General features: G+C 67.2%; 19 protein-coding genes and 1 riboswitch. Of the genes, 8 read left to right on the plus strand and 11 right to left on the minus strand.

Annotation, left to right across the window (positions count from 1 at the left end):
- Positions 1-135: 135 nt before the first annotated feature.
- From LT948_RS12435 to ahcY, 4 genes are all read right to left on the minus strand, one after another.
- Complete coding sequence (locus tag LT948_RS12435) at positions 136-1,206, minus strand: hypothetical protein (RefSeq protein WP_003084637.1); 1,071 nt, start codon at positions 1,204-1,206, stop codon at positions 136-138.
- A gap of 69 nt (positions 1,207-1,275) precedes the next feature.
- The gene (gene metF, locus LT948_RS12440) at positions 1,276-2,124 is read right to left on the minus strand and encodes a methylenetetrahydrofolate reductase [NAD(P)H] (RefSeq protein WP_003084639.1); all 849 of its coding nucleotides are present in this window, start codon (positions 2,122-2,124) and stop codon (positions 1,276-1,278) included.
- Between the two features lie 66 nt (positions 2,125-2,190).
- Positions 2,191-2,745, minus strand: coding sequence for an HD domain-containing protein (locus LT948_RS12445; RefSeq protein ID WP_003118822.1), 555 nt, complete (start codon positions 2,743-2,745; stop codon positions 2,191-2,193).
- Between the two features lie 40 nt (positions 2,746-2,785).
- Positions 2,786-4,195 carry an adenosylhomocysteinase gene (gene ahcY, locus LT948_RS12450; protein WP_003099900.1) on the minus strand — a complete coding sequence of 470 codons (1,410 nt, stop codon included), beginning with the start codon at positions 4,193-4,195 and terminating at the stop codon, positions 2,786-2,788.
- Between the two features lie 22 nt (positions 4,196-4,217).
- A riboswitch (S-adenosyl-L-homocysteine riboswitch) is annotated at positions 4,218-4,323 on the minus strand.
- A 179-nt stretch (positions 4,324-4,502) separates the two neighbouring features.
- Here ahcY and LT948_RS12455 point away from each other — a divergent pair.
- The 4 genes from LT948_RS12455 (at position 4,503) to LT948_RS12470 (ending at position 9,431) form a co-directional block, all read left to right on the plus strand.
- Positions 4,503-4,919 (plus strand): DUF2946 domain-containing protein, encoded by a 417-nt coding sequence (locus LT948_RS12455; RefSeq protein WP_003160904.1) that lies wholly within the window; start codon positions 4,503-4,505, stop codon positions 4,917-4,919.
- A 125-nt stretch (positions 4,920-5,044) separates the two neighbouring features.
- Entirely contained in the window at positions 5,045-7,237 is a 2,193-nt protein-coding gene (locus LT948_RS12460; RefSeq protein WP_003084649.1) for a TonB-dependent receptor, read from the plus strand.
- A 10-nt stretch (positions 7,238-7,247) separates the two neighbouring features.
- Positions 7,248-8,726, plus strand: coding sequence for a PepSY domain-containing protein (locus LT948_RS12465; protein ID WP_023097142.1), 1,479 nt, complete (start codon positions 7,248-7,250; stop codon positions 8,724-8,726).
- A gap of 84 nt (positions 8,727-8,810) precedes the next feature.
- Positions 8,811-9,431: a TetR/AcrR family transcriptional regulator gene (locus LT948_RS12470; protein ID WP_003084655.1), complete on the plus strand. Its 621-nt coding sequence runs from the start codon at positions 8,811-8,813 to the stop codon at positions 9,429-9,431.
- A 36-nt stretch (positions 9,432-9,467) separates the two neighbouring features.
- On the opposite strand, the gene LT948_RS12475 is transcribed toward LT948_RS12470, so the two are convergent.
- The 5 genes from LT948_RS12475 to hydA all read right to left on the minus strand — a co-directional run bounded on the left by LT948_RS12475 (position 9,468) and on the right by hydA (position 16,336).
- Positions 9,468-10,739 carry a cytosine deaminase gene (locus tag LT948_RS12475; protein WP_003084657.1) on the minus strand — a complete coding sequence of 424 codons (1,272 nt, stop codon included), beginning with the start codon at positions 10,737-10,739 and terminating at the stop codon, positions 9,468-9,470.
- Positions 10,729-11,979 carry a cytosine permease gene (gene codB / locus LT948_RS12480; protein WP_003084659.1) on the minus strand — a complete coding sequence of 417 codons (1,251 nt, stop codon included), beginning with the start codon at positions 11,977-11,979 and terminating at the stop codon, positions 10,729-10,731. The genes LT948_RS12475 and codB overlap by 11 nt, the downstream gene beginning before the upstream one ends.
- Before the next feature lie 181 nt (positions 11,980-12,160).
- A complete protein-coding gene (gene preA / locus LT948_RS12485) occupies positions 12,161-13,438 on the minus strand; it encodes an NAD-dependent dihydropyrimidine dehydrogenase subunit PreA (RefSeq protein ID WP_019484388.1) in 1,278 nt (425 codons plus the stop codon).
- Positions 13,435-14,802, minus strand: coding sequence for an NAD(P)-dependent oxidoreductase (locus LT948_RS12490; protein ID WP_003084667.1), 1,368 nt, complete (start codon positions 14,800-14,802; stop codon positions 13,435-13,437). Before LT948_RS12490 ends, preA begins: the two co-directional genes overlap by 4 nt.
- 94 nt (positions 14,803-14,896) lie before the next feature.
- The gene (gene hydA / locus LT948_RS12495) at positions 14,897-16,336 is read right to left on the minus strand and encodes a dihydropyrimidinase (RefSeq protein WP_023083905.1); all 1,440 of its coding nucleotides are present in this window, start codon (positions 16,334-16,336) and stop codon (positions 14,897-14,899) included.
- A gap of 615 nt (positions 16,337-16,951) precedes the next feature.
- Between hydA and LT948_RS12500 the strand changes: the two genes are divergently transcribed.
- Both LT948_RS12500 and LT948_RS12505 read left to right on the plus strand, forming a co-directional pair.
- Positions 16,952-18,442, plus strand: a complete 1,491-nt coding sequence (locus LT948_RS12500) for an NCS1 family nucleobase:cation symporter-1 (RefSeq protein WP_003084674.1) — start codon at positions 16,952-16,954, stop codon at positions 18,440-18,442.
- A gap of 58 nt (positions 18,443-18,500) precedes the next feature.
- Positions 18,501-19,784: a Zn-dependent hydrolase gene (locus LT948_RS12505; RefSeq protein ID WP_019396478.1), complete on the plus strand. Its 1,284-nt coding sequence runs from the start codon at positions 18,501-18,503 to the stop codon at positions 19,782-19,784.
- A 511-nt stretch (positions 19,785-20,295) separates the two neighbouring features.
- Here LT948_RS12505 and LT948_RS12510 read toward each other — a convergent pair.
- Together LT948_RS12510 and LT948_RS12515 are read right to left on the minus strand one after the other, a co-directional pair.
- Positions 20,296-21,519, minus strand: coding sequence for a CaiB/BaiF CoA transferase family protein (locus LT948_RS12510; RefSeq protein WP_003084679.1), 1,224 nt, complete (start codon positions 21,517-21,519; stop codon positions 20,296-20,298).
- 119 nt (positions 21,520-21,638) lie between these two features.
- On the minus strand, positions 21,639-22,820 hold the full coding sequence (locus LT948_RS12515; protein WP_003084682.1) for an acyl-CoA dehydrogenase: 1,182 nt from the start codon (positions 22,818-22,820) through the stop codon (positions 21,639-21,641).
- A gap of 220 nt (positions 22,821-23,040) precedes the next feature.
- On the opposite strand from LT948_RS12515, the gene gcvA reads away from it, so the two are divergent.
- Together gcvA and LT948_RS12525 are read left to right on the plus strand one after the other, a co-directional pair.
- A complete protein-coding gene (gcvA, locus tag LT948_RS12520; protein WP_003084684.1) occupies positions 23,041-23,949 on the plus strand; it encodes a transcriptional regulator GcvA in 909 nt (302 codons plus the stop codon).
- Between the two features lie 151 nt (positions 23,950-24,100).
- Complete coding sequence (locus LT948_RS12525) at positions 24,101-24,505, plus strand: acyl-CoA thioesterase (protein WP_003084686.1); 405 nt, start codon at positions 24,101-24,103, stop codon at positions 24,503-24,505.
- Positions 24,506-24,545 lie beyond the last annotated feature (40 nt).

A 24,545-nucleotide genomic window follows, 5' to 3' on the forward strand; every position in this document is an offset into this window, starting at 1 on the left:
CTGCGTATGCGCTCGGTGGCCGGTGTCGAACGGGTGCCCTCGCGGGCATGGCCGCGCACCTGGTCGGGGGCGCTGGCCGGTTCGCTCCCGGCCCTGGGTGGGGGGGCCGGGGGCAGCGTCAACGGAGGGCTGCGGTCAGAGCAGGTCACGTTGGCGCAAATGCTGGCGGATCTCGTTGGCCCGGGAGCCAAGGAGGTTGCGCAGCAAGCTGTGATTCAGCCAATCCTCGATTTGTTCCGCAATCGGTTCCTGCGGATAGCGTTCGATGGCATTGGTCGCGGCTTTCTCCCACCAGACGGGGCCGCAGGCCCGGTCGAACTCGTTACTATATTCGTGGCAACCGTAGAGCAGTTCGATACTGAACTGGCGCATCGGAGCCGGCAACGGCAGGGTTCCCAGCTTGTACAGCAGACGCTTGGCACGCGGTGGGCGTGGCAGTCGATCGGTCACCTTGAGGGTGTCGTCGAGGGCTGCAGCGCTGAGAAGGGAGGAACCGTGCTTGCACAACCAGGCCTGGATCTTCGCGCGGAACAGCTGTTTCCGGCTCCAGTAATGGTGGATCAGGTCGGTACAACCCACCAGCTCCAGCCGCTTGTGGGCGGCGACGGCCAGGACGAATTCCTCAAGAGTATAGGCACCGTTGGCAATTGGATAGAGTTCATCCATTAATTCCAACGAACGGTCGAGTATTTTCGCCTCTTCCCGAGGCAGGCCGATGACGCCGGAGTTGAGCTGGTGCATCTCGTCGTCGGCCCAGCCGCGCTCGAACAGGTAGGGCGAGAGGTCGCGGTAGAGCGGGAAGTTACGGTGTTCGCCATAGCGCGCGCCGATCGCGTTGCACAGCAGGCTGCCGGGCTGGATGCGGTCGAACAGGCGCAGGGGCGAACTGTGGAAGAAGGTATCGGTGTCGATCAGCAATGCCTGGTCGGCGTCTTCCAGGGCGTCGCGCAGGGCCACGTGCTTGGCGCGGAAGTGATAGCCGTGCGGTTGGCACCAGGCGACCAGCTCCTCGGCCGTCACTTCGCGGACCTGCACCGGCAGGCCGGCGTAGGGACTGGGGTCGTCGGTATAGACCCTGACCGTCAGGCCATGCGCCGCCCCGTCGCGGAGGTGGGCGAAGGCGCTGGCGATGCTGAACAGGGCTTCCTGGTGGTAGGTCTGTCGCCCGTAGACCAGGTAGATCAGATGCTTGCGTGAGTTGGCCATGTCTGTCGTGGATCGCGTGAGAGGCTTCCCTGCCGGTATACGCTGCCGGGCCGAACCGCGTGGGCGGTATCAGCGTGGCAGCTGGAGATTCTTCCAGATCGCCAGGCTCGGATCGGCCTGGTTCAAAGTATAGAAATGCAGTCCCGGTGCGCCGCCCTCCAGCAGGCGTTCGCACATCTCGCTGATGACCTGCTCGCCGAAGGCCTGGATGCTGCGGCTGTCGTCGCCGTAGGCTTCCAGTTGCTTGCGGATCCAGCGCGGCAGTTCGGCGCCGCAGGCGTCGGAGAAGCGCGCCAGCTTGGAGTAGTTGGTGATCGGCATGATGCCGGGGACCACCGGGATGTCCACGCCGAGCTTGGCGACCCGCTCGACGAAGTAGAAATAGGCATCGGCGTTGAAGAAGTACTGGGTGATGGCGCTGCTGGCGCCGGCCTTCACCTTGCGCACGAAGTTCGCCAGGTCATCCTCGAAGCTGCGCGCCTGGGGGTGGACTTCCGGATAGGCGGCGACCTCGATGTGGAAGTGGTCGCCGGTCTCGGTGCGGATGAAGTCCACCAGTTCGTTGGCGTAGCGCAGTTCGCCGCTGGCCATGCCCATGCCCGACGGCAGGTCGCCGCGCAGGGCGACGATGCGGCGGATGCCGGCCTCGCGGTAGCGGCCGAGCAGTTCGCGCAACTCGGCTTTCGAGTCGCCGACACAGGACAGGTGGGGCGCGGTCGGCACTTTCACCTCGCCGTCCAGTTGCAGCACGGTACTCAACGTGCGGTCGCGGGTGGATCCGCCGGCGCCGTAGGTGCAGGAGAAGAAGTCGGGCTTGTAGCCCGCCAGGTTGCGGGCGGTGGCCAACAGCTTTTCATGGCCGGCCTCGGTCTTCGCCGGGAAGAACTCGAAGCTGAAACGGCGTTCGCTCTGACTCATGATCGGTTCCTTGGACGCGACCACGGCCGCGCCTCTTCTTGTTGATTCCGACTAGCGCCGGGTACTTCAGTAGTACTGGCGGTAGTGCTCGATTTTTTCCCGCAGGCGTCGGGCCGTCGCGGCGTGGGCATGGCCGAGGCGAGCGAGGATCAGCTGCGACTCCTGGTGGTAGTTCGCGATCTTGTCCTGGTTCCAGGTCTGCGGCGGTGGCTGCAGGTTGGTGATGCGGTCGCACAGCTTGACCAGGGCGTACTGCGCCGGGCCCTCGGCAAGCGCCTGGAGATAGTCGTCGAGGGAACGCTTGGGGCCGTCGCCCACGCGCTTGCTCAGGGCCTGCACGCCGGCACAGACGAACTCGCCGAACTGTTGCCGCAGCTCCTCGGGTGAGGTCGCCGTGTCTTCCAGGGTGTCGTGCAGGACCGCGATCTGCAGGGTTTCCCCGAGCCGTTCGATGGCACCGTCGCGATCGGCGGCCAGCAGCTCGTTGGCGACCATGCCCAGGTGCACCAGATAAGGCAGCGGCGAGCCGCTGAGGGTCTGGTTGCGGTGGGCGCGGGCGGCGAACAGCCAGGCCTGGTTGTAGCGATCGGCGAGGTGCGTGGACATCGTGGGAGCGCTCATGCGAACGGGGCAGGCGCATGGCGCCTGCCCCGTGGTCCGCTTAGTAGCGATAGGTGTCCGGCTTGAACGGGCCTTCCACGCTCACGCCGATGTACTCGGCCTGTTTCGGGGTCAGTTGGGTGACCACGCCGCCGAAGCCCTTGACCATCTCCAGGGCCACTTCCTCGTCGAGCTTCTTCGGCAGCACTTCGACGCTCAGGCGCTTGGCCTTCTCGGCGGCCGGCAGGTCGGCGTACTTCTGCTCGAACAGGTGGATCTGCGCCAGCACCTGGTTGGCGAAGGAACCGTCCATGATCCGGCTCGGATGGCCGGTGGCGTTGCCCAGGTTGACCAGGCGGCCCTCAGCGAGAAGGATCAGGTAGTCGTCGTTGTGCGCGTCGAAACCGTCCTTGCCGGTGCGGTGGATCTTGTGCACCTGCGGCTTGACCTCTTCCCAGGCCCAGTTCTTGCGCATGAAGGCGGTGTCGATCTCGTTGTCGAAGTGGCCGATGTTGCAGACCACCGCGCGCTTCTTCAGCGCCTTGAGCATGTTGGCGTCGCAGACGTTGACGTTGCCGGTGGTGGTGACGATCAGGTCGATCTTGCCCAGCAGCGCGGCGTCGATGCTGGCCTCGGTGCCGTCGTTGATGCCGTTCTTGTACGGCGAGACGACTTCGAAGCCGTCCATGCAGGCTTGCATGGCGCAGATCGGGTCGACTTCCGCGACCTTGACGATCATGCCTTCCTGGCGCAGCGACTGCGAGGAGCCCTTGCCCACGTCGCCGTAGCCGATCACCAGGGCCTGCTTGCCCGACAGCAGGTGGTCGGTGCCGCGCTTGATGGCGTCGTTGAGGCTATGGCGGCAGCCGTACTTGTTGTCGTTCTTGCTCTTGGTCACCGAGTCGTTGACGTTGATCGCCGGGACTTTCAGGGTGCCGTTCTTGAGCATGTCGAGCAGGCGGTGGACCCCGGTGGTGGTCTCTTCGGTGATGCCGTGGATGCGCTCGAGCATCTGCGGGTATTTCTTGTGCAGGATCTCGGTCAGGTCACCGCCGTCGTCCAGCACCATGTTGGCGTCCCAGGGCTGGCCGTCCTTGAGGATGGTCTGCTCGATGCACCATTCGTACTCTTCCTCGGTCTCGCCCTTCCAGGCGAACACCGGGATGCCGGCGGCGGCGATAGCGGCGGCGGCCTGGTCCTGGGTGGAGAAGATGTTGCAGCTCGACCAGCGGACTTCGGCGCCCAGCGCGACCAGGGTCTCGATCAGCACGCCGGTCTGGATGGTCATGTGGATGCAACCGAGGATCTTCGCGCCTTTCAGCGGCTGCTGGCCGGCATACTTGCGGCGCAGGCCCATCAGTGCGGGCATTTCCGATTCGGCGATGATCAGCTCGCGGCGGCCCCAGGCGGCCAGGGTGATGTCGGCGACCTTGTAGTCGGTGAAACCGGCGGGCGTCATGACAGCGCTCATGCGTAACTCTCCATTCGTTGTCTGCGAATGGGCGCCGTTGGTGCGTTGACAGACCGGCGAGGCCGGCCTGAGAGCGCGCTCCGTTCGAGCCTGACAGGCCTAGGCCTGCTGCAGCGCCCCTCGAACGGAAGGCGGGAGCGACCCGAAAGGGCCGCCTGAGCGGGCGATTATAGCGGCGCCACATGAAACTCCCAAGTCACCCCTGATACGCCGCTCGTCGCCGTGCGTCGCGCCCTCGGGCTGCGGCGATGCACCGCAGCGCAGAAGCGCGGGGAATTTGCGTGTCAGGATGCTAGAGTGCGCGGTCATGAGAATCGCTCCCATCTCCCGCTCACCGCTGCTGCAGTGGCTGAGCTTCGCCCTCTGTGCCTGCGTGCTGGTCAACGCGCTGGCTTGCGGCGTCCTGCACCTGCAGGCGCTGGGAGTGGGCAGCGACAAAGGGCAGAAGGCCAGCGTCGGGCTGTTCTGCGTCGCCGGTGCCAGCCAATGGCTATCCCTGGATCCCGACGACGGGTCCGCCGGCGATCCGGTACCGGTCAATCCCCAGTTGCCGGTGAGCTGCCCGATGTGCAGCGCCCTGGTGCTGTTCGTCGCGCTCGGGGTGATCTGGTCCTGGCGCTTGCAACGGCGACGCCAGGCGCGTTTCCGCCCGCCCGCCACGCGCGAGCCGGTGCCGCCCCGGTACGTCTGGCCGCCGGCCAACCCGCGCGCTTCCCCCGCCTGATCCTGAACGCCCGCCGCGCCGGGCATTTGCATCCGTCGCCCGTCCTGCCTCGTCCGCGCAGCGCTCGCCGCTGTCCATCCGGGCGAGGCGGGCGTGCCCACCATGCCTTGCTTCAGGATCGCTCGATGAAAAAGCACTCCACGGCCCGCCGCGTCCTCGCGCTGGGTCTCAACCTCACCCTGGCCGGCGTTCCGGCCTTGCTCTGGGCCGATGAGGAACCCACCGAACTGCCCGCCCTCACCGTCAGCGCCGGCGCCGCCGGGGAAACCCCGCCGGCCCTCGATCTCGACGACAGCGCCGGCGGCGGCTCGCGCCTGGGCCTGAGCCTGCGCGAGACTCCCGGCTCGGTAAGCGTGGCCAACCGTGCCAGCTTCGAGCGGCGCGGCCTGCGCAGCACCCAGGACATCGCCAACAGCCTGCCCGGCGTGAACGCCTCGGCGCCGCCCGGCTTCGGCGGCTTCGTCACCTACCGCGGCTTCAGCTCGAACCAGGTCAACCAGTTGTTCAACGGCATTCCGGTGCAATACAGCAGCGCCATGCGTCCGCTGGACGACTGGATCGTCGACCGCGTCGAGCTGGTCGGCGGTCCGTCCTCCTTCCTCAACGGCGCCGGTGCCGTCGGCGGCTCGCTGGACTACATCAGCAAGCTCGCCGACCGCTACGGCGATTTCATGGAAGGCCGGGTGCGCTACGGCAGCTACGACGATTCGGAAGTCGCCTTCGGCTTCAACCAGGCCCTGGGCATCGGCCCCGAGCCGAAGCACTTCGTGCGCCTGGACGTCAGCCGCAGCGGCGGCAACGGCTACGTCGACCGCAATTCGCGCGAATCGTGGAACGTCGCTTTCTCCCTGCTCAGCGACCTGACCCCGGACCTTTCCCACACCCTGGCCCTGGAGTACCAGGACGAGCAGGAAGACAGCCCCTACTGGGGCACACCGGTGCTCAATCCCTACGCCGGCGAGCTGAAGATCGACAAGAGCCGTCGCCGCGAGAACTACAACGTCGCCGATGGCCGCTACGAACAGCGCGTGCGCTGGCTGCGCTCGATCCTCGAATACCGGGTCAGCGACAGCACGCGCTGGCGCAACACCTTCTACCACTACGACGCCGAGCGCGATTACCGCAACCTCGAGACCTACCGCTACAACGCCGACAACAGCGGGGTGGTGCGCTCCAACGCATTCCTCCAGCGCCACGACCAGCAGCTCAACGGCAACCGCTTCGAGCTACAGCACAGCCAGCCGCTGTTCGGACTGGCCAGCGACTGGGCGCTGGGCTTCGACTACAGCATCAACAAGCAGACGCGCTTCCCGAGTACCGCCTCCGGGCCGTTCGGTACGGTCGATCCGGCCAGTTTCGAGCCGGGCCACTTCTACGACCTGCCGGGCATGCGTCCCGGCCACCGGAAGGACCGCAGCAACGAGGTGCGCACCAGCGCGTTGTTCGCCGAGAACCGCCTGGGCCTGACCGACGAGCTGTCGCTGGTCACCGGGCTGCGCTACGACCACCTCGACCTCGACGTGCGCAACCATCGGACGGTGACCGCCAGCGATCCTGCACACTTCGAACGGCGCTGGGACGTGCTCACCGGGCGCGCCGGGCTGGTCTACCAGTTCACCCCGCACGCCAACGTCTACCTGCAATACAGTACCGCCGCCGACCCGCCGGGCGGGGTGCTGACCAGCGCCAGCTTCGGCCAGGTCCGCGACTACGACCTGTCCACCGGCGACCAGTGGGAGCTGGGCAGCAAGTTCGATTTCCTCGACGGTCGCGGCAGCGCCACCCTGGCCGCCTACCGCATCGTCCGCCGGGACTTCTCGGTGGCCGACCCGAACAACCCCAACCTCAGCGTGCCGGTGGGCCAGCAGACCTCCAGGGGCATCGAGGCCGCCGCCTCCCTGCGGATCACCCCGAAGCTGCTGGCCGAGGGCAATTTCGCCTGGGTCGACGCGCAGTACGACGAGTTCACCGAGAACGTCGGCGGCGTCGCCGTCTCGCGCAAGGGCAAGACGCCGCCGAACGTGCCGGAGCGGGTCGGCAACCTGTGGCTGACCTACGACTTCGACCCGGCCTGGCAGGGCGGGGTGGACGCGCGCTACGTGTCCTCGGTGTACGCCAACAACGCCAACACCTGGCACGTGCCGTCCTACACGGTCTACGGGACTTTCCTCAGCTACCGGCTGGACGAGCGCACGCGGATCACCGGGCGCGTGCGCAACCTCACCGACGAGGTCTACGCGCGCTTCGTGCAGAGCACGCCGCTGTACTACGTCGGCGACCCGCGCACCTTCGAGCTGAGCGTGCAGACGCGCTTCTGAGGAGTCGTCGATGAAACGCTACCTGTACCTGTGGCACCGCTGGCTGGGCATCGGCTGCTGCCTGCTGATGGTGCTCTGGTTCGTCTCCGGCATGGTCATGCTGTATGTCGGCTATCCCAAGCTGACTCCGCTGGAACGCCTGGCCCACCTGCCCGAGCTGGACGGCTGCGAGGCCTGCGTACCGCTGCGGACGGCCCTCGCCGGCGGCGATGGAAAGACCCCGCGGAGCATCCGGCTGGCCAGCGTAGGAGGCCTGCCGACCTACCTGCTGGACGATGCCGACGGACGCACGCGTGCGTTGGCGGCGCGCGACGGCCGACCGCTGGCGGTGGACGCGGACAGGGTGCTGGCTTCGGCCCGTGCTTTCAGCGGCGAAGTACCGATGCAGTTGCAAGGGCGGATCGAGGAAGACGCCTGGACCCATACCCGCAACCTCGATCCGCACCGGCCGCTATGGCGGGTGCAGACCGCGGACGAGCAGGGCCGGCTGCTCTACCTGTCCTCGCAGACCGGCGAGGTGGTACGCGACGCCAGCCGCCGGGAGCGCGCCTGGAACTGGCTCGGCGCCTGGTTGCACTGGCTCTATCCGCTGCGCGGCGGCTGGTTCGACGGGCAGTGGGCGAACCTGGTGATCGGCCTGTCGCTGCTGGCGACCCTGGTGACCGTCCTCGGCATCCTCGTCGGCCTGCTCCGCTGGCGCTTCCGCAAGCCCTACCGCAGCGGCTCGCGCTCGCCCTATGCGGGCGGTTTCCAGCGCTGGCACCACCTCGCCGGCCTGCTCTTCGGCGCGCTGGTGCTGAGCTGGATCTTCAGCGGGCTGATGTCGATGAATCCGTGGAACCTGTTCGGCCGCGGCACGCCGCTCGACCTCGCGGCCTACCAGGGCGGTAGCTGGGACCGGGCGCTGCCCGCCGGACTGGAGGCGGACGCTGTCCTGCGGCGCTTGCGTGCCGCCGGGTTGCGGGTGCGCGAGCTGGAGTGGCGGGCGCTCGACGGCGAGCCCTATGCGCTCGGGCGCAGCGCCAGCGGCAACAGCCTGCTGCTGACGGCGGATGGCGAAATCCTCCGCGAGCTACCCGCGGATCGCCTGCTGGCGGCGGCTCGCGCGCTGCTGCCGGGCGTGCCGATGCAGGCCGAACGGTTGGAACGCTACGACTTCTATTACTACCCGCGCGAAGAACACAGCATGATGGGCTACCTGGAACGGCGCCTGCCGGTCTGGCGCCTGCGTTTCGACGATCCCCGGCATACCTGGGTGCACCTGGATCCCTACAGCGGCGCGGTGGTTGGCGTGCTCGACGACGGTCGGCGCGGCAGCCGCTGGCTGTTTTCCCTGTTGCATAGCTGGGACTGGCTGCCGCTGCTGACCCGGCGTCCGCTGTGGGACCTGTGGATGCTCGGTTTCAGCCTCGGCGGCCTGGTGGTCTGCGCCAGCGGCTGCTGGATCGGCTGGCGTCGCCTGCGCGGCCGCCGTCCGAAGCGTCGCTGAGAGGGGCTACCTGGCAAGACTGGGCGTCGCCGCACGCCCGGATTTGCTGGTAGCCTTGGTTGAATTCGCAGTAATGGATCGCACATGGGCACACACAAGATCGAGATCCGCCGCCGCAACGTCGAGAAGATTCTCCTGGCCGCCGAAAAAGTCTTCGCCGAAAAAGGCTACGCCGGCACCTCCATGGGCAATATCGCCGAAGAAGCCGAACTGCCGCGCTCCAACCTGCACTACTACTTCAGCACCAAGGACGAGCTGTACCGCGACGTCCTCCTCGGCCTGCTCGAGGTCTGGAAGCAGGACGCCCTCTGCTTCGAGATGTTCGATGACCCAAGGGTGGTATTGACCAGCTATATCCGCGCGAAGATGAACCATTCGCGCACCCGCCCGCATGGCTCCAAGGTCTGGGCCAACGAAATCATGCATGGCGCGCCGCTGCTCGGCGCCACCCTCGACGACAGCCTCTACGAATGGGCCAAGATGAAGGAGGCGAAGATCCGCCAGTGGGTCGAGGAAAAGCGCATCCTGTCGATCGAACCGAGCAGCCTGCTCTACATGATCTGGGCCTCCACCCAGCACTACGCCGACTTCGGCTACCAGGTCGAGGTGCTCAACGGCCACCAGCCGCTCAGCGACATGCAGTTCGAAAGGGCGGTACAGACGGTGACCAGCGTGGTCCTGCGCGGAATCGGATTGGAGCCCTGAGCAGCGGAGCCTTCGCTAGAAGGCTCCGGCGAAGGCTCAGCTGGCGCGGGTGAAGTCCACCGCTTCCGCCTGTTCGAGGAACACCGTGGTCTGCGCCGGGACCGTCTCGGCGAGCAGCCGTCCGCCGCGGATCGAGTAGCGCACCGGGACCTGCCGGCGCACCGCGTCGAAGCCGTCGCGGGCCGGCAGCACCAGCAGGTTGGCCGGATGGCCGACCTCGATGCCGTATTCCCGCAGGCCGAGGGTGCGGGCGCTGTTGCGGGTGATCAGGTCGAGGCCGCCGTCGATCTCGTCGTAGCCCATCATCTGCGTCACGTGCAGGCCCATGTGCAGCACCTGCAGCATGTTCGCGGTGCCCAGCGGGTACCAGGGGTCGAACACGTCGTCGTGGCCGAAGCAGGTGTTGATCCCGGCACCGAGCAGTTCCTTGACCCGGGTGATGCCGCGGCGCTTCGGGTAGTCGTCGAAGCGACCCTGCAGGTGGATGTTCACCAGCGGGTTGGCGACGAAGTTGATTCCCGACAGTTTCAGCAGGCGGAACAGCCGCGAGGTGTAGGCGCCGTTGTAGGAGTGCATCGCCGTGGTGTGGCTGGCGGTGACCCGTGCGCCGAGGCCGTCGCGATGGGCGAGCATGGCCAGGGTCTCGAGGAAGCGCGACTGCTCGTCGTCGATCTCGTCGCAATGCACGTCCACCGGCAGGTCGTAGCGCTTGGCCAGGTCGATGGCCTTGTGCAGCGACTCGACGCCCAGCTCGCGGGTGAATTCGAAATGCGGGATCGCCCCCACCACGTCGGCTCCCAGGCGCAGCGACTCCTCCAGCAGTTCCAGGCCGTTGGGGTAGGAGAGAATGCCCTCCTGGGGGAAGGCGACGATCTGCAGGTCGACCCAGGGCGCCACTTCGCCGCGCACCTCGAGCATGGCCTTGAGCGCGGTGAGGGTCGGGTCGGAGACGTCGACGTGGCTGCGCACGTGCTGCACGCCGTTGGCGATCTGCCATTTCAGGGTCTGCCAGGCGCGCTGCTTGACGTCCTCGTGGCTGAGCAGGGCCTTGCGCTGGGCCCAGCGCTCGATGCCTTCGAACAGCGTGCCGGAGCGGTTCCACTCCGGCTGGCCGGCGGTCTGGGTGGTGTCGAGATGGATGTGCGGCTCGATGAACGGCGGCACGGCAAGACCGCCGGCGCCGTCCAGGCGCTCGCCGGCGTCGTCGGCGGCCTGTTCCATCGGCACCAGGGCGGCGATACGGCCATCGGCGACACGCAGTTGCCAGAGACCTTCGCGGCCGCGCAGGCGCAGGTTGTCAATCAGCATGGAGGACCTCTTCTGGTTTGTTCGGGCTGCGGCTCAGCAGGGGATTGAGCAACAGGTAGGCGATGGCGGCGCCGAGCACCGCGTTGACCGGCACTATCCCCGGCAGCCAGTGGCCGGCGGCGGTGCCGCAGGCGACGGCGAGGATCGCCGCCCAGTTGATCGCCTGGATGTCCGCGCAGGGGTGCTGGCGGTAGCGCCGGCGGCGACTCAGGTAGTCGGCGATGATCACCCCGCCGATGGGCGGGATGGCGGCGGAGAGGAAGGTCAGCCAGCCGACGAAGTGGTTGTACAGCCAGAGCGCGGCGAGGGTGCCGAGGGCGCCGTTGAGCATCGCCAGGAAGCGGCTGGAGAGGCCGGTGATGTTGGCGAAGCCGAGGCCGGAGGCATACAGCGCGTTGTCGTTGGTGGTCCAGATGTTCAGGCCGAGGACCAGGATCGCCGGGATCAGCAGGCCCTGGGCGATCATCACGTCGGAGATGTCCGACTTGCCCACCGCCGCCGCGCCGGCCGCGCCGAAGATGAACATCAGCGAGTTGCCGAGGAAGAACGCCACCAGGCACACCACCACGGCGGTACGCGCGCTGCGGCCGAAGCGGACGAAGTCGGCGGTGAGGGTGCCGGCGCTGACGAACGAGCCGACCACCAAGGCGATCGCGGTCGAGAGGCTCAGCGGCGCGCTCGGCGTCACCTGCTGCAGCGCCGCCAGGCCGCCGGCGTCGCGCACCGCGAGCCACACCGAGTAGCTGCCGAGGACGACGATCGCCGGGACCGCGATGGCCGACAGCAGGGTCAGACCGGCGATGCCGAAGAACACCGTGAGGGTCATCAGCGCCCCGGAGACCAGGATCAGCAGGTTGACGTCGAGGCCGGTGGCCTTGGCCACCGGGATGGCGAACATCGCTACGCCGACGCCGAACCAGCCGACCTGGGTGCCGCCGAGCAGCGCCGAGGGCAGCCAGGAGCCCTTGCTGCCGAACGAGTAATGCGCCAGCAGGTGGGTGGAAAGGCCGGTGCGCGCGCCGATGAAGCCGAGGATCGCGGTGTACAGGCCGAGCATCAGGTTGCCCAGCAGCACGGCGAGGAAGAAGTCGTCGTAGCTCAGGCCGGTGCCGAGGGTGCCGCCGGTCCACATGCTGGCGGAAAAGAAGGTCAGGCCGAGCATCACCACGCTCAGGGCCAGCGCGCTCTTGCGCGCCGCCAGCGGGACCGGTTGCTGGCTGTAGTTGCTGTCTGCGGACATGCGCGAGTCTCCGTGGGGCGCCGGCCGTCCGGGAGCGTCGGCCGGGCCGCGGCGAATGGTAGTCGAAGGCGGGTCGATCCGACAGACGCCGTTGCGCGTCGTCGGACCGCAGCGGCACGCAGGAAGCGTGCCGGCGCGCGGCAGGGCGGCGTCCGCCGGGGATGCGGGCGCCGCCCTGCGTTCAGGAGGCTTCGCGGTAGGGGTTGCGCGGATCCTGGGTCCAGTTGAGATAGGGCTTGCCGGTGTCCTGCGGCACCATTTCGATGCAGTTCTCCACCGGACAGGTGATCTGGCACAGGTTGCAGCCCACGCACTCGGCGTCGATCACTTCGTAGCGGTGCGTACCGTCGGCCCGGGGCAGGCTGGCGATGGCCTGGTGCGAGGTGTCCTCGCAGGCGATATGGCAGCGGCCGCAACCGATGCAGGCGTCCTGGTCGATGCGGGCGATCACCTGGTAGTTGATGTCCAGGTACTTCCAGTCGGTGGTATTGCCCACCGCGCCGCCGCTGAAGTCGGACAGCCGCTGGTAGCCATGGCTGTCCATCCAGCGCGCGAGACCGTCCTGCATGTCCTCGACGATACGGAAGCCGTGCAGCATCGCCGCCGTGCATACCTGCACCGCGCCGCAGCCGAGCGCGACGAATTCCGCTGCGTCGCGCCAGTTGCCGATACCGCCGATGCCGCAGATCGGCAGGCCGCGGGTCTGCGGGTCGCGGGCGATCTCGGCGACCATGTTCAGGGCGATCGGCTTCACCGCCGAGCCGCAGTAGCCGCCGTGGGTGCTCTGGGTGCCGACCACGGGGAGGGCGACCATGCGCTCCAGGTCGACGCTGGTGATCGAGTTGATGGTGTTGATCAGCGACACCGCGTCGGCGCCGCCGCGATGGGCGGCGCGCGCCGACTGGCGGATGTCGGTGATGTTGGGGGTGAGCTTGACGATCACCGGCAGCGAGCAGTGGGTCTTGCACCAGCGGGTGACCATCTCCACGTACTCCGGTACCTGGCCCACCGCCGCGCCCATGCCGCGCTCGGGCATGCCGTGGGGACAACCGAAGTTCAGCTCGATGCCGTCGGCGCCGGTGGCTTCCACCAGCGGCAGGATGTATTTCCACGACTCCTCGACGCAGGGCACCATCAGCGACACGATCAGCGCGCGGTCCGGCCAGTCCTTCTTCACCTGGGCGATCTCGCGCAGGTTGATCTCCAGCGAGCGGTCGGTGATCAGCTCGATGTTGTTGATCCCCTGCACCTGGCGGTTCGGTCCGAAGTGCGCGGAATAACGCGACGACACGTTGACCGCCGCGGGGTCTTCGCCGAGGGTCTTCCAGACCACCCCGCCCCAGCCCGCCTGGTAGGCGCGGACCACGTTGTAGGCCTTGTCGGTGGGCGGCGCGGAGGCCAGCCAGAAGGGGTTGGGCGACTTGATGCCGGCGAATTCGATAGACAGGTCGGCCATCACGCAGCCTCCACGTTGAGCATGAGTTGGGCGTGGATCGCTTCCGCCGCCAGTTTGCCGTGCTGCACCGCCTGCACGGTGAGGTCCTCGCCGAGCGCCACGCAGTCGCCGCCGGCGTAGATGCCGGGGATGCTGGTGCGCATCTGTCCGTCGACCTGGATGCGCTCGCCGTCGCGCCGCAGTTGCGCTGCCAGCGGATCGCCCAGGCTGGCGCCTTCGAAGGCCTGGCCGATAGCCTTGAAGATGGCGTCGGCGGCCAGTTCGAAGTGCTCGCCGGTGTCGCCCAGGCGACCGTTCTCCAGGCGCGTGCGGGCGAAGCGCATGCCGCGCACCCGGCCGTGCTCGTCAAGCAGTACCCGTTCCGGTCGGGCCCAGGTCAGCAGGCGCACCTGGCTGGCCTTGGCGATCTCCTGCTCATGGCCGGTGGCGCCCATTTCCTCGAAGCCACGGCGGTAGACCAGGTTGACGTCGCGGGCGCCGAGCCGGCTCATCTGCACCGCCATGTCGATGGCGGTGTTGCCGGCGCCGATGACGATGCAACGGTCGGCGACGGGCAGGTCGAGCAGGTCGTCGCTCTGCCGCAGTTCGCGGATGTAGTCGGTGGCGGCGAGCAGGCCGGGGGCGTCCTCGTCTTCCAGGCCGAGGCGCTTGCTGGCGGCCAGGCCGATGCCGAGGAACACCGCGTCGTACTCGTCGTGCAGGGCGCCGAGCGCCAGGTTGTCGCCGAGACGCTGGCCGTGGCGCAGTTCGATACCGCCGATCTGCAGGAGGAATTCCACTTCGCGCCGGGCGAAGTCGTCCACCAGCTTGTAGCGGGCGATGCCGTACTCGTTGAGGCCGCCGGCCTTGGCGCGGGCCTCGAAGAGCACCACGTCGTGGCCGTGCATGGCCAGGCGGTGGGCGCAGGACAGCCCGGCCGGCCCGGCGCCGACCACGGCGATGCGCTTGCCGGTGGCCGGCGAGCGCTTGAACGGATGTTCGCCGAAGCCAGCGTGGTCGAGGGCGTAGCGTTGCAACTGGCCGATCAGCACCGGTGCGCATTCCTGGGCGTTGTTGCGTACGCAGGCCCGCTGGCAGAGGATTTCCGTGGGGCAGACGCGGGCGCAGCTGCCGCCGAGGATGTTCGCCGAGAGGATCTTCTGCGCCGCGCCCTGGACATTCTCCTGGGCGATGCTGCGGATGAACCCGGGGATGTCGATCTCGGTCGGGCAGGCGTTGACGCAGGGCGCGTCGTAGCAGTACAGGCAGCGGGCGCTTTCCAGGGCGGCCTGGCGGGCGTTGAGCGGCGGCGCGAGGTCGGCGAAGCGCTCGGCGAGCGTGTCCGCGCCGGCGTCCGGACGGGGGAGGTGGTTCAGGGAATCGATCACGGTTGTAGCCTCTCTTCTGGTTTCTTCTCGGGGCAGTCAACGGCAATACGGCACCGTCCGGCCTCTACGGGCCGGTCCGGTATTGCGGGAAGGATCAGCGCTCGACGGCGACCGGGCGCTGGCGTTCGGCGCGGCGGCCGAGCACTTCGTACACCGACGGGTAGGCCGGGCGCTCCACGTAGCGTCCGGCGCCGGGTTCGGCGCGCAGGTCGCCGGCGGCCCAGAGCAGCTTGCCCTGGCTGATGGTGTGGCTGGGAATGCCGCGCACGGTGCGACCTTCGAAGATGTTGAAATCGACCCGCTGGTGGTGGGTGGCGGCCGAGAGGGTGCGGCTGCCCTGCGGGTCCCAGAGCACCAGGTCGGCATCCGCGCCGACGCGGATCGCGCCCTTGCGCGGGAACAGGTTGAAGATCTTCGCGGTGTTGGTGGAGGTCAGCGCGACGAACTCGTGCATCGACAGGCGCCCGCTGTTGACCCCGGCGTCCCACAGTAACGCCATGCGGTCCTCGATGCCGGCCGTGCCATTGGGAATCTTGCTGAAGTCGTCGCGGCCCATGGCCTTCTGCTCGGCGCAGAAGCAGCAGTGGTCGGTGGCGGTGGTATGCAGGTTGCCGGACTGCAGGCCGCGCCACAGCGCTTCCTGGTGTTCGACGGGACGGAACGGCGGGCTCATCACGTAGCCGGCCGCGGTGGCCCAGTCCGGGTGGCGGTAGACGCTGTCGTCGAGCAGCAGGTGCCCGGCCAGCACCTCGCCGTAGACCGGCTGGCCCTTGGCGCGGGCATAGGCGATCTCGTCCAGCGCCTCGCGGCTGGAAATATGCACCAGGTACAGCGGCGTACCCAGCGTCTCGGCGATGCGGATGGCGCGGCTGGCGGCCTCGCCCTCGACTTGCGGCGGACGCGACAGCGGATGCGCCTCGGGGCCGGTGAGGCCCTGGGCGAGGAGTTTCTGCTGCAGGTGGAAGACCAGTTCGCCGTTCTCCGCGTGCACCGTCGGCACCGCGCCCAGCTCCAGGCAGCGCTCGAAGCTGGCCACCAGGGTATCGTCGGCGGCCATGATGGCGTTCTTGTAGGCCATGAAGTGCTTGAAGCTGTTCACCCCGTGCTGTGCCACCAGCTCGCCCATTTCCCGGGCGACCTCGTCGCTCCACCAGGTGATGGCGACGTGGAAGCCGTAGTCCGCAGCGGATTTCTGCGCCCAGCCGCGCCAGGTGTGGAAGGCCTCCAGCAGTGACTGTCGCGGGTTGGGGATGACGAAGTCGATGATCGAGGTGGTCCCTCCGGCCAGCCCGGCCGCGGTGCCGCTGAAGAAGTCCTCGCTGGCCACCGTGCCCATGAAGGGCAACTGCATGTGGGTATGGGGGTCGATGCCGCCCGGCATCAGGTACTGGCCACCGCCGTCGAGGACGTCGCAGCCGGAGGGGGGGGCGAGGTTCTCGCCGATGGCCTGGATGAGGCCGTTGGCACAGAGCACGTCGGCTCGATAACTCTCTTCGTGAGTAACCACGGTGGCGCCACGGATCAACAGGGACATGCCGTCTTTCCTCGCAGGCTGACCGGTCGTTGCCGGTTCTTGAAATTGTTTTTTCGCCATGCGCCGAGGGCTTCTGTAATCCTGTCAGCGATGACAGGATTCGAATCTAGATGCTGATCATCGATTGAGCAAGATTATTTTCAAATGGTTGTTTTAGTTTGTAAATTGTTGATTTTAAATAATTAAAAATAAATATCACCAAAATGGTGAGGGTTCTCACCATTTTGACGCGCTTGACAAGAATTCAAAAAGGTCGAGATTTCCCATGCAAAATCAGCCGCTTGAAAGCCGTGTTCGAGCGGTTGTGGGGAGATGAAAAAAGTTCGCCTGCACTCCTTTGGTTCCTGACCGGGGCGACAGGCTCGCGCATTTCCCCCGGTGACACGCCGGACTGCCCGTCGGCGTGTCACCGACGTTGTCGATGAAGTGTTTCAGATCAGTCGGTTACCTCCAGTAGACCGGCCTGCCCAGTGACGTCGCGGGGTTTTCGGCACGCTTATTGAGTGCCGCCCGCCACGGCATTGTCCGGACCGGAGGTGCAGTACTGGTGGTGCGGTACTCCGGCCATCGCATTAGCCCGATGAGCGAATAACTAAAAGAATTCTGGAGAGGCCCATGCAACAGAGCAGATCGGAAGTGACCGAGCGCGACGGCTTGGTCGAGCTGTCCGCCGGCAGCGACGTACTCGACAGTCCCCGCTACAACCACGACATCGCCCCGACCCGGGTGGAACAGCGTACCTGGAACAGGTGGCACATCACCGCGCTGTGGATCGGCATGTCCATCTGCGTGCCCACCTACACCCTCGGCGGCGTCCTCACCGCCTACTTCGGCCTCAGCGTCGGCGAAGCGCTGCTGGCGATCCTGCTGGCCAACCTGGTGGTGCTGATCCCGCTGACCCTCAATGCCTTCGCCGGCACCCGCTACGGCATTCCCTTCCCGGTGCTGCTGCGCGCTTCGTTCGGCATCATCGGCTCCAACGTGCCATGCCTGATCCGCGCCGTGGTCGCGTGCGGCTGGTTCGGCATCCAGACGCTGTTCGGCGGGCTGGCGATCCATCTCTTCCTCGGTTCGATCTTTCCCGCCTGGAAGGCCCTCGGCGGCACCGGCGAGGTGATCGGTTTCCTCCTGTTCTGGGGGCTGAACCTGTGGGTGGTGCTGCGCGGCGCGGAGTCGATCAAATGGCTGGAGACACTCTCGGCACCGCTGCTGGTGCTGGTCGGCCTCGGCCTGCTGGTGTGGGCGCTGCCGCACATATCGGTCAGTGAACTGCTGGCGCAGCCGCCGAAGCGGCCGGAAGGCGCCAGCGTCACCGGCTACTTCATGGCCGGGCTGACGGCGATGGTCGGCTTCTGGGCCACGCTGTCGCTGAACATCCCCGACTTCAGCCGCTATGCGCGTAGCCAGAAGGACCAGATACTCGGGCAGATCTTCGGCCTGCCGCTGACCATGTTCCTGTTCGCCGCCCTCGGCGTGGTGATGACCGCCGCCTCGGCCTCGCTGGTGGGCGAGACGGTTTCCGACCCGGTCAGCCTAATCGGCCACATCCCCAGCCCCGGCTGGGTGGCGGTGGCGATGGCGCTGATCATCGTCGCCACCCTCTCGACCAACACCGCGGCGAACATCGTCTCGCCGACCAACGACTTCCAGAACATCGCACCGAAACTCATCGGCCGCACCCGCGCCGTCTGGCTCACCGGTTTCATCGGCCTGGCGCTGATGGCCCACGAGTTGCTGAAGAAGCTCGGCTGGATCGTTTCCGACCTCAGCCTGGAAAGCGTCTACTCCAACTGGCTGCTCGGCTACTCCAGCCTGCTCGGGCCGATCGCGGGGATCATGGTGGTGGACTACTTCCTGGTGCGCAGGCAACGCCTCGACCTCGCCGGACTCTACCGCGACGACGTCTACCCGGCCTGGAACTGGCCCGGCTTCGCCGCCTTCGCGGTGCCGGTGGCGCTGACCGTCATGGCCCTCGGCAACCGCCAATTCCACTGGTTCTACGACTACGGCTGGTTCACCGGCTCGCTGCTCGGCGGCGCGCTCTACTACGGCCTCTGCGGCCGCCGCGCGCGGAGCCCGGCGGCATTGGCCAAACCGCTGCCCTGATGGGCATACAGGCGGCCGGCGAGCCGCCGACACCTACTCCAAGCCTGAGGAGACGACAATGAGCACTGCCCGGAACGTCCTGCAATCCACCCAGCGACACATCGATGGCCAGCGCCTCTGGCAATCGCTGATGGATCTCGCCCGCCTCGGCGCCACCGCCAAGGGTGGGGTCTGCCGCCTGGCCCTGAGCGATCTCGACCGCCAGGCCCGCGATCTCTTCGTGCAATGGTGCGAAGCGGCCGGCTGCACGGTCAGCGTCGATCGGGTCGGCAACATCTTCGCCCGTCGTCCCGGGCGTAACCCGGACTTGCCCCCGGTGATGACCGGTAGCCACATCGACACCCAGCCCACCGGTGGCAAGTTCGACGGCTGCTTCGGGGTGATGGCCGGCCTCGAGGTGATCCGCACCCTCAACGACCTCGGGGTGGAAACCGAGGCGCCGCTGGAGGTGGTGGTGTGGACCAACGAGGAAGGCTCGCGCTTCGCGCCCTGCATGATGGGCTCGGGCGTATTCGCCGGGAAGTTCACCCTGGAGGAGACCCTGGCCAAGCGCGATGCCGACGGTGTCAGCGTAGGCGAGGCGCTGGACGCCATCGGCTACGCGGGAGCGCGCGATTGCCTCGGACATCCGGTGGGCGCCTATTTCGAGGCGCACATCGAACAGGGGCCGATCCTCGAGGACGAGGAGAAGACCATCGGCGTGGTGCTCGGCGCGCTCGGGCAGAAATGGTTCGACCTGTCCCTGCGCGGCGTCGAGGCACACGCCGGGCCAACGCCGATGCACCTGCGCAAGGACGCCCTGGTCGGTGCCGCGGCGGTGGTCGAGGCGGTCAATCGCGCGGCCCTCGGCCATCAGCCGCATGCTTGCGGCACGGTCGGCTGCCTGCACGCCTATCCCGGCTCGCGCAACGTGATACCCGGCGAAGTGAAGATGACCCTGGACTTCCGCCATCTGCAACCGGAGCGCCTGGACTCGATGATCGCCGAAGTCCGCCAGGTGATCGCCGCGACCTGCGAGACGCATGGCTTGCAATACGAGCTGGTGCCGACCGCCGATTTCCCGCCGCTGTACTTCGACCAGGGATGCGTCGGCGCGGTGCGCGAGGCGGCGCAGGCGCTGGGCATGCCGCAGATGGACATCGTCAGCGGCGCCGGCCACGACGCGATCTTCCTCGCCGAACTCGGTCCGGCGGGGATGATCTTCGTGCCCTGCGAGAACGGCATCAGCCACAACGAGATCGAGAACGCCAGCCCCGACGACCTGGCCGCCGGTTGCGCGGTGCTGTTGCGGGCCATGCTCAAGGCCTCCGAGGCGATCGCCGGCGGCCGCCTGGCGGCCTGAGTGGCGCTTCCATCGAGGCGCCGGCATCGACCGCCTTCTACACGGGGTCGGTAGGGCGAATAACGCCAGGGGCGTTATCCGCCGATGCGCGGCTGGGCCGGCGGATAACCGCGTTGCGGTTATCCGCCCTACGTGGCGGTTCTGCGCAGGGTACGGTAGGGCGAATAACGCCAGGGGCGTTATCCGCCGATGCGCGGCTGGGCCGGCGGATAACCGCGTTGCGGTTATCCGCCCTACGTGGCGGTTCTGCGCAGGGTACGGTAGGGCGAATAACGCCAGGGGCGTTATCCGCCGATGCGCGGCTGGGCCGGCGGTTACCCGCGTTGCGGTTATCCGCCCTACGTGGCGGTTCTGCGCAGGGTACGGTAGGGCGAATAACGCCAGGGGCGTTATCCGCCGATGCGCGGCTGGGCGGCGGATAACCGCGTTGCGGTTATGCGCCCTACGTGGTGCTGCGCGGGGTACGGTGGGGCGTTGTCCGCCGATGCGTCGCTGGGGCGGCGCGCGGGGCTCAGATCACCTTGCCGTCGCGCAGTCTTTCCAGCGCGGCCGCGTCCAGGCCGAGGAGCGTCTCGAGGACCTCGTCGGTGTGCTGGCCGAGGGTGGGCGGCGGGTTGCGGTATTCCACCGGCGTCTCGGACAGGCGAATCGGGCTGGCCACCTGCGGCACCGTCCCGGCCAGCGGGTGCGGTAGCTCCACGCGCAGGCCGCGGGCCTGCACCTGCGGGTCGGCGAACACCTGCGCCAGGTCGTTGATCGGCCCGCAGGGCACGCCGGCGCGCTCCAGGGAAAGAATCCACTCGGCGGTGGTGTGCAGCACCGTGGCCTGGCGGATCAGCGGGATCAGCACCTCGCGGTTGGCCACCCGCGCCTTGTTGGTGGCGAAGCGCGGGTCGTCGGCCCATTCCGGGTGGTCTGCCAGTTCGGCGAACTTGCGGAACTGGCTGTCGTTGCCGACCGTGAGGATCATGTCGCCGTCGGCGGTGGGGAAGTCCTGGTACGGCACGATGTTCGGGTGCGCGTTGCCCAGGCGCCGCGGCGGCACGCCGGTGGTCAGGTAGTTGAGGGTCTGGTTGGCCAGGCAGGCGACCTGCACGTCGAGCAGGGCCATGTCGATGTGCTGGCCGATGCCGCTGACGTCGCGGTGGGCGAGGGCGGCGAGCACCGCGGTGGAGGAGTACAGCCCGGTGAGGATATCGGTCAGCGCCACGCCGACCTTCACCGGACCGGCGCCTTCCTCGTTGTCGGCGCGCCCGGTGAGGCTCATCAGGCCGCCCAGGCCCTGGATCATGAAGTCATAGCCGGCGCGCTTGGCATAGGGTCCGGACTGGCCGAAGCCGGTGATCGAACAGTAGATCAGCTTCGGGTTGACCTGCTTCAGCGATTCATAGTCGAGGCCATAGGCCTTGAGCCCGCCGACCTTGAAGTTCTCCAGCAGGATGTCGGCCTTGGCCGCCAATTCGCGAACGATGCGCTGGCCTTCCGGCTGGGTGAAGTCCACCGTCACCGACTTCTTGTTGCGGTTGGCCGACAGGTAGTAGGCCGCCTCGCTGGTGTCGTTGCCTTCGGCATCCTTGAGGAACGGCGGGCCCCAGGCGCGGGTGTCGTCGCCGCTGCCGGGGCGCTCGATCTTGATCACCTCGGCGCCGAGGTCGGCGAGAATCTGCCCGGCCCAAGGGCCGGCCAGGACACGGGACAGGTCGAGTACGCGGATATGGGAAAGGGCGCCGGGCATGACGGTTCTCGCTGCTGGGGGCTGGAAACGGAAATGGCCGGGAAGACGGGTTCCTTGCCCGTCTCCCCGGCGGCCGGCGCGCTACCGTGAAAAAGCGCGCCGGGGTGTTGCTCGGTGGCTCAGAAGAATGCCTGGATGCCGGTCTGCGCGCGGCCGAGGATCAGCGCGTGGACATCGTGGGTGCCCTCGTAGGTGTTCACCACTTCCAGGTTGACCAGGTGGCGGGCGATGCCGAATTCGTCGGAGATGCCGTTGCCGCCCAGCATGTCGCGGGCCAGGCGGGCGATGTCGAGGGCCTTGCCGCAGCTGTTGCGCTTCATGATCGAGGTGATTTCCACCGCCGCGGTGCCTTCGTCCTTCATCCGCCCCAGGCGCAGGCAGCCTTGCAGGGCCAGGGTGATCTCGGTCTGCATGTCGGCCAGCTTCTTCTGGATCAGTTGGTTGGCGGCCAGCGGGCGGCCGAACTGCTGGCGGTCGAGCACGTACTGGCGGGCGGTGTGCCAGCAGAATTCGGCGGCGCCCAGGGCGCCCCAGGAGATGCCGTAGCGCGCCGAGTTCAGGCAGGTGAACGGACCGCGCAGGCCGCGCACCTCGGGGAAGGCGTTCTCTTCCGGAACGAATACGTTGTCCATCACGATCTCGCCGGTGATCGAGGCGCGCAGGCCGACCTTGCCATGGATCGCCGGGGCGCTCAGGCCTTCCCAGCCCTTCTCGAGGACGAAACCGCGGATCTGCCCTTCGTCGTCCTTGGCCCAGACCACGAAGACGTCGGCGATCGGGCTGTTGGTGATCCACATCTTGCTGCCGCTCAGGCGATAGCCGCCGTCGACCTTCTTCGCCCGGGTGACCATCGAGCCCGGGTCGGAACCGTGGTTCGGCTCGGTCAGGCCGAAGCAGCCGATGTATTCGCCACTGGCCAGCTTGGGCAGGTACTTCTGCCGGGTGGCTTCGTTGCCGAACTCATGGATCGGCACCATTACCAGCGAGGACTGCACGCTCATCATCGAGCGATAGCCGGAGTCGACGCGCTCGACTTCGCGAGCGATCAGGCCATAGCAGACGTAGTTGAGGCCGCTGCCGCCGTAGGCTTCGGGAATGGTCGCGCCGAGCAGGCCGGTCTCGCCCATCTCGCGGAAGATCTTCGGGTCGGTCTGTTCGTGGCGGAAGGCTTCGAGCACGCGCGGGGCCAGCTTGTCTTGGGCGAACTGCTGGGCGCTGTCGCGAACCATGCGCTCTTCTTCGGTGAGCTGCTGGTCCAGCAGCAGGGGGTCTTCCCAGTTGAAGCTAGCTTTGGTGGCCATGCGTACATCCTCGTCAAGCGGTAGCGGAGGCTGGCGTGGGCCAGCCGGAATGGAAGCATCCTAAGAGCCTAGCGAATGGGGCGGCAAACGAGGAATTCGCACGCACTTGTGCTATTTTCTCACTCCGAGAAAATGAGTCTCGTATTTCATGCCCTTGAAGAGGCGCGAGGAATCGTGACCTGGGCGTCATAGATGCGAAACCGGCACTCCAGAGTCCTCCATGCGACGCAAGATCCCTTCCACCGCCGCGCTGGTCAGCTTCGAGTCCGCCGCGCGCCACGAGAGCTTCACCAAGGCGGCGGAGGAGTTGTCCCTGACCCAGAGCGCGATCTGCCGGCAGATCGCCACGCTCGAGGAGTTCCTCGGTGTCGAGCTGTTCCGTCGCTCGCGGCGCGGGGTCAAGCTCACCGAGGCCGGGCTGTCCTATAGCCGGCGGGTGGCGGTACGCCTCGACGCGGTGGAGCGCGACACCCTGGCGGTGATGGGGCACCAGGGCGGCGGCGCGATCGAACTGGCGGTGGTGCCGACCTTCGGCACCCAATGGCTGTTGCCGCGGCTCAAGCGCTTCCAGCGGCTGCACCCGGAGGTCACGATCAACCTGACCAACCGCACCCGCCCGTTCCTCTTCGCCGACACCGAGTTCGACGCCGCGCTGTACTTCGGCGACGCCGACTGGTCGGGTACCGTCTCGCATTTCCTGATGCGCGAGAATCCGGTGCCGGTGTGCAGCCCGGAGCTGCTGGGCGGGCGTCGAACGCTGAGCGCCGAGCAGGTCGCCGGGCTGCCGCTGATGCAGCAGAGCACCCGGCCCTACGCTTGGCGCCAGTGGTTTCACTCCCAGGGACTGAACGTCGCCCACGACATGAGCGGGCCGCGCTACGAGCTGTTCTCCATGCTTGCCCAGGCGGCCATGCACGGCATGGGCGTGGCCCTGATACCGCCCTTCCTGATCCAGGACGAGCTGGCCGACGGAAGGCTTATCGTGCCCATGCAACATGCCTATTTGAGCGAGAATGCGTATTACCTGATCATTCCCGAGCGCAGGGTCGAATCGGCGATGCTCAATGCCTTCCGCGACTGGCTGGTGGAAGAGGCCAGGCAGTACCGCGAGGCCAACGGGCTGGGCTGAACGCGCAGGAACATCGGGCGGCGCAGGCAGGACGCGCCGCCCCGGGACCGGGCCGATCCGCCGGGTCCCGCGGAGCCGCGGCGGCGATACCGCCGGGCATCCTCCACGACGGCCAGGATGGCGGCCGCGGAGCACCACACCAGGAGTTCACATGAATTTCCACACCCGCAAGTGGGTCAAGCCAGAAGATCTCAACCCCAACGGCACCCTGTTCGGCGGCAGCCTGCTGCGCTGGATCGATGAAGAAGCGGCGATCTACGCGATCATCCAGCTGGGCAACCAGCGCGTGGTCACCAAGTACATTTCCGAGATCAACTTCGTCAGCTCGGCGCGCCAGGGCGACATCATCGAGCTGGGCATCACCGCCACCGACTTCGGTCGTACCTCGCTGACCATGACCTGCCACGTGCGCAACAAGATCACCCGCAAGAGCATCCTCACCATCGACAAGATGGTCTTCGTCAACCTCGGCCCGGACGGCCTGCCGGCGCCCCACGGCAAGACCGAGATCACCTACATCAAGGACCAGTTCAAGGAAGACGAAGTCCTGCCCTGAGCGGCGCGACGAGCGGCCGGCACCCATGCCGGCCGCCGTG

Origin of the sequence: Pseudomonas sp. CP-1, from assembly GCF_021213715.1 — a bacterium.
In the GTDB taxonomy this organism is placed as follows: domain Bacteria; phylum Pseudomonadota; class Gammaproteobacteria; order Pseudomonadales; family Pseudomonadaceae; genus Pseudomonas; species Pseudomonas aeruginosa.